Source organism: Janthinobacterium sp. GW821-FHT03A03, from assembly GCF_059421435.1.
Genome location: NZ_JBWKUZ010000001.1, coordinates 287,814 through 301,770, shown reverse-complemented (window position 1 = coordinate 301,770; position 13,957 = coordinate 287,814). Strand labels below are relative to the sequence as shown.

General features: G+C 64.6%; 18 protein-coding genes. 1 reads left to right on the top strand and 17 read right to left on the bottom strand.

The window, feature by feature from the left end:
* Positions 1 to 27 precede the first annotated feature (27 nt).
* The 15 genes from AC07VI_RS01345 to AC07VI_RS01275 form a co-directional block, all read right to left on the bottom strand.
* Complete coding sequence (locus tag AC07VI_RS01345; RefSeq protein ID WP_086146897.1) at positions 28 to 315, bottom strand: hypothetical protein; 288 nt, start codon at positions 313 to 315, stop codon at positions 28 to 30.
* Between the two features lie 9 nt (positions 316 to 324).
* Positions 325 to 1,944 carry a type II and III secretion system protein family protein gene (locus tag AC07VI_RS01340; protein ID WP_492995444.1) on the bottom strand — a complete coding sequence of 540 codons (1,620 nt, stop codon included), beginning with the start codon at positions 1,942 to 1,944 and terminating at the stop codon, positions 325 to 327.
* Positions 1,945 to 1,966: 22 nt separating this feature from the next.
* Positions 1,967 to 2,815: a Flp pilus assembly protein CpaB gene (gene cpaB / locus AC07VI_RS01335; RefSeq protein ID WP_086144006.1), complete on the bottom strand. Its 849-nt coding sequence runs from the start codon at positions 2,813 to 2,815 to the stop codon at positions 1,967 to 1,969.
* Positions 2,812 to 4,158 carry a DUF8689 domain-containing protein gene (locus AC07VI_RS01330; protein ID WP_216356302.1) on the bottom strand — a complete coding sequence of 449 codons (1,347 nt, stop codon included), beginning with the start codon at positions 4,156 to 4,158 and terminating at the stop codon, positions 2,812 to 2,814. Before AC07VI_RS01330 ends, cpaB begins: the two co-directional genes overlap by 4 nt.
* 33 nt (positions 4,159 to 4,191) lie before the next feature.
* On the bottom strand, positions 4,192 to 4,812 hold the full coding sequence (locus tag AC07VI_RS01325) for a methyltransferase family protein (protein WP_157792386.1): 621 nt from the start codon (positions 4,810 to 4,812) through the stop codon (positions 4,192 to 4,194).
* A 39-nt stretch (positions 4,813 to 4,851) separates the two neighbouring features.
* Positions 4,852 to 5,439 (bottom strand): A24 family peptidase, encoded by a 588-nt coding sequence (locus tag AC07VI_RS01320; RefSeq protein ID WP_492995441.1) that lies wholly within the window; start codon positions 5,437 to 5,439, stop codon positions 4,852 to 4,854.
* Positions 5,436 to 6,506 (bottom strand): phosphatase PAP2 family protein, encoded by a 1,071-nt coding sequence (locus AC07VI_RS01315; protein ID WP_492995439.1) that lies wholly within the window; start codon positions 6,504 to 6,506, stop codon positions 5,436 to 5,438. Before AC07VI_RS01315 ends, AC07VI_RS01320 begins: the two co-directional genes overlap by 4 nt.
* Positions 6,503 to 6,676 (bottom strand): Flp family type IVb pilin, encoded by a 174-nt coding sequence (locus AC07VI_RS01310; RefSeq protein WP_099375021.1) that lies wholly within the window; start codon positions 6,674 to 6,676, stop codon positions 6,503 to 6,505. The genes AC07VI_RS01315 and AC07VI_RS01310 overlap by 4 nt, the downstream gene beginning before the upstream one ends.
* A 96-nt stretch (positions 6,677 to 6,772) precedes the next feature.
* Positions 6,773 to 6,943: a Flp family type IVb pilin gene (locus AC07VI_RS01305; protein WP_076568067.1), complete on the bottom strand. Its 171-nt coding sequence runs from the start codon at positions 6,941 to 6,943 to the stop codon at positions 6,773 to 6,775.
* Positions 6,944 to 7,026: 83 nt separating this feature from the next.
* Positions 7,027 to 7,341, bottom strand: coding sequence for a hypothetical protein (locus AC07VI_RS01300; RefSeq protein WP_139842378.1), 315 nt, complete (start codon positions 7,339 to 7,341; stop codon positions 7,027 to 7,029).
* 79 nt (positions 7,342 to 7,420) lie between these two features.
* Entirely contained in the window at positions 7,421 to 8,122 is a 702-nt protein-coding gene (locus AC07VI_RS01295; RefSeq protein ID WP_226935369.1) for a response regulator, read from the bottom strand.
* Positions 8,119 to 9,786, bottom strand: a complete 1,668-nt coding sequence (locus AC07VI_RS01290; RefSeq protein WP_157792387.1) for a sensor histidine kinase — start codon at positions 9,784 to 9,786, stop codon at positions 8,119 to 8,121. Before AC07VI_RS01290 ends, AC07VI_RS01295 begins: the two co-directional genes overlap by 4 nt.
* A 150-nt stretch (positions 9,787 to 9,936) precedes the next feature.
* On the bottom strand, positions 9,937 to 10,908 hold the full coding sequence (locus AC07VI_RS01285; RefSeq protein ID WP_086144210.1) for a diguanylate cyclase: 972 nt from the start codon (positions 10,906 to 10,908) through the stop codon (positions 9,937 to 9,939).
* A gap of 5 nt (positions 10,909 to 10,913) precedes the next feature.
* Positions 10,914 to 11,540: a chemotaxis protein CheC gene (locus AC07VI_RS01280; protein WP_086144013.1), complete on the bottom strand. Its 627-nt coding sequence runs from the start codon at positions 11,538 to 11,540 to the stop codon at positions 10,914 to 10,916.
* A 2-nt stretch (positions 11,541 to 11,542) separates the two neighbouring features.
* Positions 11,543 to 11,911, bottom strand: coding sequence for a response regulator (locus AC07VI_RS01275; protein ID WP_086144211.1), 369 nt, complete (start codon positions 11,909 to 11,911; stop codon positions 11,543 to 11,545).
* Positions 11,912 to 12,118: 207 nt separating this feature from the next.
* Here AC07VI_RS01275 and rpiA point away from each other — a divergent pair, with 207 nt between their 5' ends.
* On the top strand, positions 12,119 to 12,796 hold the full coding sequence (gene rpiA, locus AC07VI_RS01270; protein WP_086144014.1) for a ribose-5-phosphate isomerase RpiA: 678 nt from the start codon (positions 12,119 to 12,121) through the stop codon (positions 12,794 to 12,796).
* A gap of 36 nt (positions 12,797 to 12,832) precedes the next feature.
* Here rpiA and AC07VI_RS01265 read toward each other — a convergent pair whose 3' ends face one another.
* Both AC07VI_RS01265 and AC07VI_RS01260 read right to left on the bottom strand, forming a co-directional pair.
* A complete protein-coding gene (locus AC07VI_RS01265; protein WP_099375022.1) occupies positions 12,833 to 13,357 on the bottom strand; it encodes a DUF6622 family protein in 525 nt (174 codons plus the stop codon).
* 195 nt (positions 13,358 to 13,552) lie between these two features.
* Complete coding sequence (locus AC07VI_RS01260) at positions 13,553 to 13,825, bottom strand: oxidative damage protection protein (protein WP_034750797.1); 273 nt, start codon at positions 13,823 to 13,825, stop codon at positions 13,553 to 13,555.
* Positions 13,826 to 13,957: the final 132 nt, after the last annotated feature.

The window sequence follows — 13,957 nt, the reverse complement described above, 5'->3', positions numbered from 1 at the left end:
GGGGGAAGTTCGCCGCGTGGCGGACGCTTACTGGCGCGAGCCGACGCCGATGGCGAAGACGTTGGTCTGCGGTTCCGGCGTGCTGAACGATTTCTGGTAGCGCTGGTAGGCGCTCACGCCGGATTTGCCGTCCATGCCGCTGACGGGGTCCATGTTGCGGTAGGCGTCCGGATACATGATCTGCTGCGCCTTGAGCAGGGCCACCGATTCGCCGAAATGCGAATCGAGCACGGGCGTGGTGGTGGCGGCGCAGCCGGCCAGCAGGGACAGCAGCGACAGCAGGGCGGCGCAGGGCAGGCAATGTGCGGTTTTCATGGTGTTCTCCTATTTGAGGTCGAAGCCGGCGGCGGCAGGCTGGGGCGCGGCCGCTTGCGGCTGCATGGGGGCCGCTGGTACTGGTACCTGTGCCGCTGCGGGGGCGGCGGCGGGCGCGGTGCCTTCCATTTTTCCTTGCATGAACATGTCGCCGCGCGTCGGCTGCACATACTCGTCGGTGGGCAGCTTGTAGTCGGCCGGCAGCGGCTTGACCAGGTGCGGCGTGATGATGAAGACCAGCTCGGTGCGGTCCGTCTGGAAGTCCGTGCTGCGGAACAGGGCGCCCAGCACGGGCACTTCGCCCAGGCCCGGCAAAGCCTTGATGTTGCTCGTCACGTTGTTCTTGATCAAGCCGCCGATGGCGAAGCTCTGGCCGTCGAACAGCTGCACCGTGGTGGTGGCGCGCCGCGTCGTGAACGAGGGCAGGATGGCCGTCGTCGAGATGCCGGTGGCGGTGATGCCGATGCCGTCCTTGTTCAGGTCGGACACTTCCGGCGCCACCTTCAGGTTGATGCGGCCCCCTTCGAGTACGGTGGGCGTGAATTTCACGGCCACGCCGAACTCCTTCTCTTCCAGCGTGATCGTCGGCACGCCGCCGTTGTTGGTCTGGCTGACGGGGATGAAGATCTTGCCGCCCGCCAGGAAGCTCGCTTCCTGGCCGCTGATGGCCATGATGTTCGGCTCGGCCAGTACCTTGATCAGGCCGTCGCGCTTTTGCGCGTCGAGGTTGAAGAAGTTGTTCTTGCTGGCGCCGCTCAAGCCGCTGGGATTGTTGCTGAGCAGGCTGGACAGCAGCGAGTACGACCAGCTGCCGATGGTCTTGTTGATGCCCAGGCTGGCGCCCAGCTGGTCGACCAGCACTTTCGACACTTCGGCCACCTTCACTTCCAGCATCACCTGCTGCGGCGCGGCGATCGACAGCAGGTTGATCACGCGCGGCGTGGCGGCATCGGGCGTGGCCGCGGGGGTGGCGGCCGCTGCGCCGGCGGCAGGGGCGGCAGGCGCGGCGCCGGAGCCGGCGGAGCTGCTGCGCGCGCTGCGCTGCACGTAGGCGTTCGCCAGCGACAGGGCCTGGTCGGCCTTCACGGCATCGCTGACCATGCCCGACAGGATCAGGGTGTCGCCTGCCACGGTGATGTGGATATTCTTTTCATTCGGCAGCAATTCGCTCATGCGCGCCTGCAGGCTGCTGCTGTCGATGCCGACGGCCAGGTCGATGATGGTGGCGTCGTTGTTCTTGTTCCACAGGATCAGGTTGGTCGTGCCGACGGAGCGTCCCAGCAGGTAGACTTCGCTGGGGTTGAGCAGGATCACGTCGGCGATGCGCGGGTCGCCGACGGACATGCGGCTGGCCGCAAACGGCAGGCGCATCAGGGTCGACTTGCCTTCGGCCAGGGTCATTTGCGGCGCCATCTCGGTACGTCCGGCCCGCGATTCGCTTTGCGGCGGCGTGGCCTTGGGACGGGCGGCGGCGCGGCTGCTCCTGGCGGCGCCGGCTTCGGCGGCAACGGCGGTGGCGGTAGCGGCGACTGGTTCGCTGTGCGCCTGGGGCGCCAGGGCGCCGATCATGGCGAGGGCAAGCGCCAGGCTCAGTACCCGGCTTCCGCTTGCTGTGCAATTTGTGCTCATGGCATGACTCCTCTGGTGCAGGTTAGAATTGTTGGGAGCTGCGTTCCAGCCCCTTGATGACATCGATGCGGGGGCCGGCCTGCGGCGCTGGCGCGGCGACAGGACGGCGGCGTGGCGCCGGTTTGGCTTGCACCATGGCGGCGGGGGCCGCGGCGGCGACTTTTTCGTCGAGCAAGCTGGTCTTGGTGGCGCCATCCGTGTTGACGGGCTTGTCCTCGACCTGGTTGCGCAGCACCAGCGACAGGGTGCCCACGCTGCGCGCCAGGTCGAGTTTTTCCGCCTGCTCCGGCGTCAGTTCCAGGGTCACGGCGTTGACCACCTTGGGCTTGGTGTCGTCGCGGTTCGATTCCTGGGCGATGGCCAGCACGAGTATGCGTTCGAGCACGATCTTGGAAATGTTCGGATCGCGGTCCGGCGTCTTGCGGGCGCCTTCGCCCTGGGTGTTGACGAGGATGTCGACGAAGTTGCCGGGCAGGGCGAAGCCGGCCACGCCTACCACATCATTGACGCGCACGGTCATGGCGCGCTTGCCTTCGGCGACGACGGCGGACAGGCCGCCCTGGGTGCCCGGAGGCGCCAGCTTGCCTTCCATGATCGGTTCGCCATGCTGGATGCTGGTGCGCGTGACGCGCGTTTCCAGCAGTTTCGGATCGTTGATGGCGCCAGGCGGCAGCGCATTCGACGGCCAGTCCACCATGCGTACCATGTCGGGCGTGATGCGTGCCCCCAGGCTGATGTCGACCTGGGCCACGGCCACCTTGTTGATGTTGCCCGAGGCTTGGGCATTGATCCAGCGCGCGGCCACGATGACCGCGGCGAACGCCAGGATGACCGCAATGGCCATCATCGTCAGAGCGCGTGCGTTTCTCATTTTGCTTCCCCTTTGTGCTGGACCGCTGCCGGTCCGGTGTGTGTGCTTGCAAGGTCGTCATCGCTGCCGAAATAGTTTTCCCATGCCCAGAACAGGACTTCCGGGGACAGGCGTGCCGGGTGGTCTTCATAACGTGCCTGGTCGCAGACCTGCGCGAGGATGTCGCGCGGATAGCAGGCCAGCAGGGGCCGCTTGTAGAGGCTGTGCAGGTGCAGCAGATAGGTGTACGAGGCTTCGTCGTAATTGATGCCCAGCTGTGCGCAGGTGTTGCGGAACACGGCCAGGTAGTGGTAGGCGCTCAACGGACCCACATGGATCTTGTAGCCGATGCGGCGCAGGAAGGAGTCGTCGGCCAGCTGCTGCGGCGCCAGATTCGACGAAAACACCACGATCACGTCGAAGGGCACGGGGAATTTGTAGCCCGTGTGCAGCGACAGGTAATCGATGTGGCGCGCCATCGGCACGATCCAGCGGTTCATCAATTCCACCGGCGAGCAGCGCTGGCGGCCCAGGTCGTCGATGATGAAGATGCCGTTGTTGGCCTTCAGGTGCGGCGGCGCCTGGTACAGGCGGGCGCCCTGGTCGAATTGCAGGTCCAGCATGTCGAGCGTCAGTTCGCCGCCCGTCAGCACGGCGGGGCGCTGCGTGCGCACCCAGCGCGGGTCGGACGGTACGGAGCCCTTGTTCGACAGGGTGTGCAGCATGGGGTCGAGGAAGGGCAGGACTTCGCCGTCGACCATCACGGCATGCGGCAGGGCGATGGCGCCGCTGAGCAGGCCGTTCAGGCGCTCGGCCAGATAGCTCTTGCCGCTGCCGGCCGGGCCGTGGAAGAACAGGGCGCGTCCGGAGTTCATGGCCGCGCCCAGCTGGTCGAGCACCGCCGAACTGGCCACCACGTCGCGAAATTCGCGCAGCACGTCGTCGCGGGTGACATGCATGTGCGCCACGCTTTGCGCCAGCACCTGGTTGCTGTAGTCGGCCAGGGTGACGGGGGCGGGCCCGCTGTAGGCATTGCGGCGCATGTACTCGGCGGCGCGCAGGCGGCCCTGGTCGCCCAGCTGGTAGTACAGGTCGGCGTCGGTGCCGCTGCTGCCGTTGCGGCGCGCTTCGCACAGCTTTTCGGCACGCATGAAGGCGAGCAGCGGTTCGAGCACGCCGGCGCCCAGCTTCACGTGGGTCGACAACGCCGGCAGGCCGACCTGGCCGCGCAGGAAGAGTATTTTGACCAGCAGTTCGACCAGGAACAGGAACGGCAGTCCCGTTTCCTCGACCGTGCGTGGCGCGCGCCTGGCCGCCGGCTCGATGCCGCCGCCGTCGCTGCGTTCTGGGTAGGTGTCAGGCATGATGTGTACTCCTCTTGCTCGGATGGACGGATATCAGAAAATGAAGGGCAGCAGGCGGTACTTCACCTGGCGCATGTAGACGCGGTAGCGCACGTCGGTGGCCAGGAAGCGCTCTTCGCGCAGCAGGCGCGCCACCAGCATCGAGATCGTCGCGACATAGGTCACGGTATTGGCGGCCGAGGTATTGGCCAGCAGGTAGCCGCTCAGGGAAATCAGGTAGCTGGCATACAGCGGATGGCGGATGACGCGGTAGACGCCGCCCGTCTTGATGTCGCGCTGCGCCGCGACCAGGCCGAAGCTGCGGTTCAGCGACAGCAGGCCGGCGATCTGCAGCAGGCTGCCGACGGCCAGCAGGTAACGCGCGCCGGGCCAGATGGCCATGTCGGATGGCGCGAAGAGGAAGGGGGCGAAGGTGGCGCCGATGGCCAGCAGCCAGTCGCCCGCATCGGTGGAGACGCTGACGGGGGCCGAGCGCACGATGAAGAACAGGGCTGCCAGGGTTTCGGCGGCGCAGAACAGCAGATAGCTCCAGTCGCCGCTGTGCAGGTAGCCCACCACGTGGGCAGTGGCAAAGATCGTCCACAGGCCGGCCATGGTGATGCTGGTGAGCAGGCTGGCGCGTCGGGAGTGGCACAGGGTGGCGAGGGTATCCATGATCATGTCCTTTAGTGGGGGTGACCGGAGCGGCGCTTGTCAGCGCAAGCTCCACAGGTGCGTGTAATGCAGGAGTATCTGCAAGCCGGTGCCGCTGGCGATGGCAAAGGCGTAGGCCAGCTTGCCGGTGGCGGGCGGCGGCTCGGCGATGGTGGCGGCGCCGCCGGCCAGGCTGTGCAGCAGCGCGCCCAGCATCATGTGATAGGTGTTCTTCAGCACCTGGCGCAGGCGCTGGCCGGCCAGCGCGGCGGCCAGCGCCAGTACGCCGCCGCACAGGAAGGTCAGCAGGGCCGCTTCCAGCACGGCATCGGGGCCGAGGAAGGCGCCGCACATGGCCATCAGCTTGACGTCGCCGGCACCCAGGGCGCGCAGCAGATACATGGGCAGCAGCAGGGCCAGTCCGGCGCCGGCGCCGGCCAGCGCCTGCAGCAGGCCCAGGCCGCCGAACGGGGTGTCGAACAGGCCGGCGCCGGACGGCACGAAGCTGTTCAGGACCAGTCCCGCCAGCGTGCCCCACAGCACCAGCCGGTTGGGGATGCGGCGCGTGCGCAGGTCGTGCCACAGCGCGGCGGCGAGCAGGGTGGCCAGCACGGCCAGGCACAGCAGCATGGGGAGGGGGGCGTTCATGATGTGAGCCCTCCCTTGCTCATGCAGGGCACCGTGGCCATGCTCACTGCGGGCGCCGCCGCCCGGCTGCCCAGCATGCGTCCCACCAGGCGCCATACCAGCGCGGCGCCGGCCGCGCCCACATAGCCGTCAACGGCGTAGTGCCAGCCCAGGTGGATGGAGCCGAGCAGGATCAGCACGGCGAAGGCGGACAGGGCGATCCCGGTGGCGCGGTTGACCCGCCAGCCCATCATGGCCATCAGCACGGCCGTGGCCACATGCATGCTGGGCATGGCGGAGATGCCCAGATCGCCGTTCGCGCCCTTGCTTTGATAGCCTTGCCACAGCATCTCCTGCACCTGCAGGGCCCAGACAGGGATGTGCTGGTTGGCTTCATGCAGGTAGGCCATCAGCGGCGCATACGGGTCGCTGCTGTGCAGGTGGCCGTAGTAGCAGGGGCCGACGGAGGCGAACAGCACGGCCATGATGCTGCCCAGCACGATCCAGGTCAGTGCAAAGCTGAGCAGGAACTGCATGCGCAGCAGCGGACGGCGGGTATCGAGGATGAGCCAGTACAGCACGGCGTAGAACAGGAAAAACCAGAAATGGTAGGAAAAGTTCAGCAGGGCCGTCACCAGCGGATGGCCCAGCAGCGGCTGCAGCCTTTCCCATGGGGCCACGCCGCCATGCAGGGCCATGTCCCAGCCGGACAGGGTGGCATCCCAGGTATAGGGGTGCAGGCGCGGGATGGCGGCCTTGAAGACGGTAAAGCTCGACGCGAAGATGGGAATCAGCAGCATGGCCGGCAGCGCGTGCAGCAGGCGCTCGTTGCTCAGGTAGCGGCGCAGGTCATGGTACAGGTAGTGGCACAGGCGGTGCGGGCGCTGCACCACCATGACGCGAATGGTGTAGCCGCACAGGATGAAGACGGGACCCGTGAGGATGGCGACGAGGAAGCCGGCCAGCACGTTGAGGATGTCCGATGGGCTGGGCAGGCTGCCGGCCAGCACGGTGGCCGCGGCGGCGTACAGCAGCACGATCAGCAGCAGGGCGCGGTGGGTGCGCAGCGAGGCGCGCAGGGTGTTCATGACAGGGCCAGGACCACTTGGTCCTTGACGTAGACAAACAGCAGCTTGACCTGGTCGCCGACCAGGGTGATCGTGATTACCAGCACTGCCGCGATCAGGCCCGCCAGCAGCGCGTATTCGATCGCTGTGACTGCCGACTCGTCGGATAAACGGCTGAAGAAAGATTTCACGATGGGCCTCGCTATGCGTTCGTCAAGGTGGGCGTGCCGGGGAATGCGGGGAAAAGTTGTCCGGGCCGCGCCTGGGCCGGCCCGGACAGTACCGCCTCAATTCGCGGCGGTGAGCTTGGTGCCGATGGTGCTGAAGGTCTTTTTCAGCTGCGTGCCGACGATGGTGACGGCGGCGATGATCACGACGGCAATCAGGGCAGCGATCAGGCCGTATTCAATTGCGGTGACGCCATCTTCTTCGCGGATAAAGTTTTTGATGAGGTTCATGACAACTCCTGGTGGTGGTTGAACTACTACGGTGGATAAAACGGTTTGGCAACGTTGCTTGCGGGTGCGTCGGTCTGGCCGCTTCATGGGCTTTCTCCGAGTGCCAGCAGCCCGATGATGCACACCACAGCCATGAGTGCCGCCACCAGGGCATAGCGATAGAACGCAGCCTTTTCCTTGCCCTGTAAATAGGTGATCAGGGCTGTCGGAAGAAACTTGTCAAAACGCATGCTGTACTCCGTATCGTGGTGGGCTGCGGCGGTGATCTGCACTCCGGTAGTTCCACTATAGAAGTTGGCGTTTTGATCTACATCAGAAGAACCTCCTTTTATTGCAAGGAGGAACTGCTTGTTTTTTTCGTGACAATTGTCATGGTTGAGTTTGGCGCGCGCGGGCACGGGCGTGCCGGTGGCTGGCGCGGGGGAGGCGGGGAGGGAAGGCGCGGCCTGGCAGCGGCCGTGCGGGGGAGCAGCGGCGTCAGGCGCCGGGCGGCAGTTCGCCCAGGTGGTGCTTGGTGGCGTAGGCGTACAGTTCCAGGCGGTTGTACACGCCCAGCTTGCGGTAGATCGAGGTCAGGTGATTGCGCAAGGTATGTTCAGAGATGAACAACTGGTCGGCCAGCAGCTTGGCGGGCGTGCCGCTGCCGTGCACCAGGGCGGCGATGATCTTTCTTTCCTTCAGCGTCAGGCTGGCCACGGCGACGGCCTGCGCCGAGCCGCCGCCGGGCTGGGTCAGCTGCGTGAGCATGCGTCCCAGCATCGCGTGCTCGAGCCACAGCTCGCCGTGATACACCTTTTCGATGGCCTTGAGTACCATGTCCGCCGGGGCATCCTTGCTGACGATGCCGCGCGCGCCCTTGAGCACCGTCTGGTCCAGGATGGCCTGGTCATGGCTGGCCGTCAGCACCAGGATGCGCGTGCTGCCGCACTGCGCCAGCGCCGGCAGGATGGCCAGCGAGCTGATGCCGCCCAGGTCCAGGTCCAGCACGATCACGTCGGGCTGCAGCGCCTTGGCCAGCTCCAGCGCCTCGGCGCTGTCGGAGGCCGTGGCCACCACGCGCATGCCCGAATGCTCGCCGCCGATCAGCCGTTCCAGGCCCCACAGCATGGTCTTGTGGTCGTCCACCAGCATGACGCTGATGACGTGGCTGGGCGATGGCATGTGGCGGCTGTCATTCATATGGGAATCTCGATCTGGACGGAAGTGTTGCCCAGAAGGCTGTGGGTGACGCGGGCGGTGCCGCCCAGGGCGGCGGCCCGTTCGGCCAGCGAATCGGGCAGGAAATCGGGTACGTGCGCGGCCGCGCATTCGTTGTCGATGCTGATGTGCAGCGCCCCCTGCGCGCAGGTCAGCTTGACGGCGCCGTGGCGCGCCGACGTATGCTTGCGGATATTGCTCATGCCCTCGTTGACGATCTGGAATACCTCGGCGGCCAGGCGGTCATTGATATGCAGGTCGCCTTCGATATGCAGGGTGATGTCGATGCCGAAGAATTCGCGGATCTGCGTGGCCTGGCGGCGCAGCGCGACGAGCAGCTCCGGTTCGCTTTGCACCTGGCCGTTCTTGAACGTGCGCGCATAGCTGCGCAGGTCGGTGATCACCTGGCCCGACATGAGGATCAGCTTTTCCAGCTCCGGCAGCAGCGGATTGCCGGGCGTGGCTTCGTTGCGCAGGGCGGCCAGGCCGTGGCGCAGTCCGATGTATGGCTGGACGGCCGTGTCGTGCAGGTCGCGCGCGATCTTTTCCCGTTCGCGCGAGGCCGCTTGCGACGCCAGGCGGTCGAGCAGATCGATGTTTTCAATGACGGGAAACGCCTGCGCGCCGATATGGCTGAGGAACAGGGCGTCGGTCTTGCTCATGCTGGTGGCGGACACGACAAAGATGCGCCCCTTGCCGTTGCGCAAGGGAAGCGGCGCGCTGATGAAGGCGTGTGCCTCGAGCAGTTCGGCCAGGCGGGCGCCCGCCGCATCGTCATGGCGCAGCCAGCGCCCGTTGTCCGGGTCTTGCATGCGCGCCCCGCCTGACCAGGGCAGCCAGAGTCCGGCGGGCTGGTTGTACAGTGCAATCTTGTCATGCGGAAAGGTGAGCAAGGGGCTGGCCGCATCGTCGCTGAGGAGGGAACTGGTGTGCATGACGCCCGTTGCCGTTTGCAGCACGCTGCGCAGCGACCAGCCCCGCGTGCCCTTGTCCTGCATGATCAGCAGGCAGCTGCTGCCGTTGAAGTAGCTGCGCGTTTTCTCCAGCACCGAGGTGATGGTCTGGTCGACGCCGAAGCGGGGATTGGACAGCTGGCTGACATCGCGCAGCAGGGCCAGGTGGCTGCGCTGCGTGATGGCCGAGCCGCCCCAGTAGGCGATCATGTAGCCGAGCGCCAGCAGGAAGGTGGTGCGCAGCAGCAGGCGCGACAGTTCCGCATCCGATTCGCCGAACAGGGCCGTGGCGGCGAACAGGCCGGCCGAGGCCAGGGTCACGCGGGCGCCTTCCTCGAAGCCCCGCTGGAACGAGGAGGTCAGGATGGCAAAGAAAAAGAACAGGAAGAATAGATTGTTGTGGCTGCTGCTGGAAAACACGATCAGCGCATACCAGGCCACGTCCAGCCAGTACAGCAGTATATCGTGCGGCAAGCTCACGCCCAGCACCGCCAGCACGTAGAGCAGCAGGCTGTGCATGGTATAGGCGGAAAAGATCAGCCAGGTGATCTTGCTCAGTTTGCCTGCGCTTTCGGGATCGATGAACAGGGTCAGCAGGGTGGCGCTCGACAGCAGCAGGCGCATGCCATTGACCATGGTCGTATCCATGCCGGCGCCGGGCAAACCGGATCTGATGGGCGGGTCGAGGTTCACATGCGCTCCTGGCCCTGTCCCGCATGGTTTGGCCATGCGCAGGGATAGATACCACGGATAAATTCTTGTTGTTTTTGCTGCAATCAGCTATGAGTCTACGCACCCGCCGGAAAGATGTCTACTGGAATTCTTTGCGGCGCGTTGCATTTTCTACAGCGGCTGCACCATCACGCGGTTGCGCCCGGCGCGCTTGGCCAGGTACAGGGCACGGTCGGCGGCGCCGATCAGGTCGGGCGTTTCCAGCGCTTGATGCGGCTGCTGCGTGGCGATGCCGATGCTGACCGTAATGTGCTTGAGCGCATTGCCCGTTTTGGCATGCGGAATGCACAAGTCGGCCGCGCGCTGGCGGATCGCCTCGGCCATCCGCAGCGCCTGCGTGGCCTCCGTGTCGGGCAGGATGGCGGCAAATTCCTCGCCGCCATAGCGCGCCAGCAGGTCGGTGGGGCGCTGCAGCATGGCCGCCAGCTCGGCCGCCACGCGGATCAGGCAGCCGTCGCCCTGCTGGTGGCCGTAATGGTCGTTGTAATCCTTGAAATGGTCGATGTCGATCATCAGCAGCGACAGGGGGCTGCCGGTGCGCATGGCGCGCCGCATTTCCTTCTCGATGGCGACGTCGAAATGGCGCCGGTTGGCGATGCCCGTCAAGCCGTCGGAGAAGGTTTGCGAGCGCAAGACCATGGTTTGTTCGCGCAGCAGCTTTTCGCGGCCCACGGCGATGGTGACATCATTGATCTGGATCAGGCAGTGGCGCGGCGAAGCGGGTAAATTGATCGGTGTGACGGCGATCGCCTGCTGCATGCGTTCCTGGCCTTCGGCTATGCCGGCGGCCGCAGCGTGCGTGTACAGCGCAAACGGCGCCTTGTGCAGGGTTTGCGACAGCAGCGACTGGAAATTGTCGCGCAAGGCCTGGGTGATGGCGGAATCGATGCGCTTGTGCCGCAGTTCCGGATAAACGCTGAAGAAATCCTGGCCCAGCACCGCTTCGGGCGGCAGGGCCGAGTGGCGCGCCATCCAGCTGTTCCACAGCACGATGCGGTGCTGCTCGTCGAGCACGATGGCGCCCAGATTGATGGCGCCGATGATGCTTTCGAGCAGGGCGAGTCGATGTAAGGCATCCGGCATGATCTTCACGCCTGTCCCAGGACCTTGGCCAGATAGTGGCTGACCTGCTGTTTCAGGTCATGCAAGGCGGACAGGTCGAGCACGAAGGCGACATAACCATGGATCTGGTGCTTGGCCAGCACGAAGTCGATATGCAGCATCAGCACGACGGCCTCGTCGTCATTGCCGCCGAACGACGAGAGTATCTCCGCGCTGGTGCCCACGTGGTACAGCGGCAAGGAGCCATGCAGTTCGCTGTCGAACAGGTTGGCCAACGTCCCTACGCAGGAATTGAGGATGATATTGCCGATTTCGCTCATCGCTTCCTGTTCCATCTCCGTCAGCTCCTGCAGCGGCATGGCGTCGCCCACCATCAGGCGGACGATTTCCAGGCTCTTGTCTTCTGGGAACATCAGGATGGCTTCGGTGGCGAAGGCACCATCGTAGTGCTGGCTGACGCCGCAGATGCGTTCGCCATCCTTCTTGCTGCCCAGCAGGGCGGCAGCATCGGCACGGTTCAGGAAGGTGATGGAAGGCACCGACATGGTGACTTCCTCATTGACGATTTCGCTCATCGCGGCGGCGGCGTGGCCCACCCCGATATTGAATATCTCTACCAGGGCGTCGTTCTCGAGTTCGGAGAGATTGACCATGCTCACAATCCCAGGGAGTCGATCAGCTGATGAATGCGCGTTTCCGTGATCGGCTTTTCCATGAAGCCGACACCGAGTTCGCTGGCGCGGTTGCGGATGGCGTTTTGCACATTCGCCGTGACGAGAATAATGTGCGTCTGCGGACACAGCACACGCAGTTGCTCCGCTGCCGCCACACCGCCCATGCCGGGCATGTTGACATCCAGTAATATCAGGACAGGGCTGACGGTCTTGACTTTTTCCAGGGCTTCTTCACCCGTCGCCGCCTCAATTACTTGCCAGTCGGCATGTTTGCTGAGGATGAACTGATGCGACATCAAACGTGAAACCCGGCTGTCATCGACAACAAGTACCTGTTTACTGTGATTCATTTGCGATTCCTGAAACGTCATATCTGTCAATCGTTCCATTTTCGCATATTTTAACGGGCATAGAGAGTAATTGGACGCGGGATTGCCCTAGGGCAAGGTATTTGCACTTGCCTGTTGTGGCAAATCGCCTGGTCGGTCATCATGGCCGGCTGGCAGGGCTGGCAATCCGTTAAAATAGCGCCATTCCTCACTTTAGCCCTCAATGCCATGACCCAAGACGAATTGAAGCAAGCCGTAGCCCGCGCCGCCATTAACTATGTAGTCGATGGTGAAATCATCGGCGTCGGCACCGGTTCCACCGCCAACTTTTTCATCGATGAGCTGGCCAAGATCAAGGACCGCATCAAGGGGACGGTAGCGTCGTCCGAAGCGACGGCGGCCCGCCTTGCCGGTCACGGCATTCCCGTCTTCAGCTTGAACGACGTCGCATCGATCGCCGTGTATATCGATGGCGCCGATGAAATCACGGCCAGCGGCGCCATGATCAAGGGCGGCGGCGCGGCATTGACGCGCGAAAAGATTGTTGCTTCCGTCGCGAAACAGTTCGTCTGCATCGCCGACGGCTCCAAGCTGGTGGACACGCTGGGCGCCTTCCCGCTGCCGGTGGAAGTGGTGCCGATGGCGCGCGCCGCCGTCTCGCGCCAGCTGGCCGCGCTGGGCGGCACGCCCCGTTTGCGCCTGAAGGCCGGCAGCACGGAAGCGTTCATTACGGATAACGGCGGCGAGATCATCGACGTCGTGGGCTTGAAAATTGCCGATCCGGTGGCGCTGGAACAGCAGATCAACCAGATCGTCGGCGTTATCGCCGTCGGCCTGTTCGCCGTGCGCGGCGCCAACGTTTGCCTGCTGGGCACGCCGGAAGGCGTGCGTACGCTGGCCTACTAAGACGATCGCCGGCGTTCGCCGGCGTTTGCATCTGACCTACACGGCGGCCCCTTGCGGGCCGCTTGTCATGTGCGCCTGGCGGTACACGGCCACGGTGCGCAGCAAGCCACCGAGGAAGATGCCGCTGAAGCCACCATAGGCGAGGCAGACGGGCATGATGAAGCCGCTCGCGTGGGCGTAGGCCGGCGCGATGGCCAGGGTCACGGCGACCGCATATTTCATGCAAAAAATACCCAGCATCAGGATCAACGGCGCCCAGCTGCCGGGGCGCTGCACGCTGCCCCGTTCGGGAATGGCGACGATGGTGTCTGTCTTGGTCAGCGACCATGCCAGCGCCGCGCCGGCCAGTGCCCCGGCGCCCCAGGCGAATGGCGCCACGCCGGCCAAGCCGAAACTGCCATGCACGCCGCTCAGGGACAGGGCCAGCATGACCAGGGGAATGATGCACAGCTTGCGCAAGCGCACTTCGCGCGCGCGGCTGGCCAGCACGCCGCGGTACACGAGAAAGCCCAGGATGGCCCAGACATACAGGGGAGTGTGGCTGAAGATTTGCTGCAACATGGTGTCCGCCTTGGAATGAGGTTGTCGATGGACGTACTGTGCCTGCCAGCGGCGCGAGCGGCGAGCGGGGTGCGACGAAACGGGGAGGCGCTGGCTTGAAACGGGGCGTCGGTGCCGTGAAACGGCGGGGGAGGGCGTGAAACGCAGGTGAAACTGCCCGCGGCGCGGCGGCCACGGGCGGGAGCAGTGAAAAACTTACTCGGTGGGTGGAACGTAGCCCATGGCCGCATCGGCGCCATCGCCGAAGAAATGCTTTTCCATCTGCGTGGCCAGGTATTTGCGGGCGCGCGCGTCGGCCAGGTTCAAACGGTTTTCATTGACCAGCATGGTCTGGTGCTTGAGCCAGGCCGCCCAGGCTTCTTTCGACACCGATTCGTAAATCTTCTTGCCCAGTTCGCCCGGGTACGGCGGGAAATCCAGTCCTTCGGCTTCCTTGTTGAGTTTGATGCAGTGGATCGTGCGGGCCATCTGTGCTCCTGAATCAGTGTAGAGATAAAGCGTGATTATAAGGCACTTTGCGCCTGCCCTCGCGGGGCCGTCGCGGCCCGGCCACGCGCCGTTTGCCGCGCCCTTGCGCTGGATCAAATTTGATCTGTGCCG

Excerpts from the sequence above, each read along its gene's own strand:
- AC07VI_RS01280 (WP_086144013.1), bottom strand. The coding sequence starts at position 11,540 with ATGGTCAATCTCTCCGAACTCGAGAACGACGCCCTGGTAGAGATATTC.
- AC07VI_RS01345 (WP_086146897.1), bottom strand. The coding sequence starts at position 315 with ATGAAAACCGCACATTGCCTGCCCTGCGCCGCCCTGCTGTCGCTGCTG.
- AC07VI_RS01305 (WP_076568067.1), bottom strand. The coding sequence starts at position 6,943 with ATGAACCTCATCAAAAACTTTATCCGCGAAGAAGATGGCGTCACCGCA.
- AC07VI_RS01285 (WP_086144210.1), bottom strand. The coding sequence starts at position 10,908 with ATGCCGGATGCCTTACATCGACTCGCCCTGCTCGAAAGCATCATCGGC.
- AC07VI_RS01295 (WP_226935369.1), bottom strand. The coding sequence starts at position 8,122 with ATGAATGACAGCCGCCACATGCCATCGCCCAGCCACGTCATCAGCGTC.
- AC07VI_RS01275 (WP_086144211.1), bottom strand. The coding sequence starts at position 11,911 with ATGAATCACAGTAAACAGGTACTTGTTGTCGATGACAGCCGGGTTTCA.
- AC07VI_RS01260 (WP_034750797.1), bottom strand. The coding sequence starts at position 13,825 with ATGGCCCGCACGATCCACTGCATCAAACTCAACAAGGAAGCCGAAGGA.
- rpiA (WP_086144014.1), top strand. The coding sequence starts at position 12,119 with ATGACCCAAGACGAATTGAAGCAAGCCGTAGCCCGCGCCGCCATTAAC.
- cpaB (WP_086144006.1), bottom strand. The coding sequence starts at position 2,815 with ATGAGAAACGCACGCGCTCTGACGATGATGGCCATTGCGGTCATCCTG.
- AC07VI_RS01325 (WP_157792386.1), bottom strand. The coding sequence starts at position 4,812 with ATGGATACCCTCGCCACCCTGTGCCACTCCCGACGCGCCAGCCTGCTC.
- AC07VI_RS01265 (WP_099375022.1), bottom strand. The coding sequence starts at position 13,357 with ATGTTGCAGCAAATCTTCAGCCACACTCCCCTGTATGTCTGGGCCATC.
- AC07VI_RS01340 (WP_492995444.1), bottom strand. The coding sequence starts at position 1,944 with ATGAGCACAAATTGCACAGCAAGCGGAAGCCGGGTACTGAGCCTGGCG.
- AC07VI_RS01330 (WP_216356302.1), bottom strand. The coding sequence starts at position 4,158 with ATGCCTGACACCTACCCAGAACGCAGCGACGGCGGCGGCATCGAGCCG.
- AC07VI_RS01315 (WP_492995439.1), bottom strand. The coding sequence starts at position 6,506 with ATGAACACCCTGCGCGCCTCGCTGCGCACCCACCGCGCCCTGCTGCTG.
- AC07VI_RS01320 (WP_492995441.1), bottom strand. The coding sequence starts at position 5,439 with ATGAACGCCCCCCTCCCCATGCTGCTGTGCCTGGCCGTGCTGGCCACC.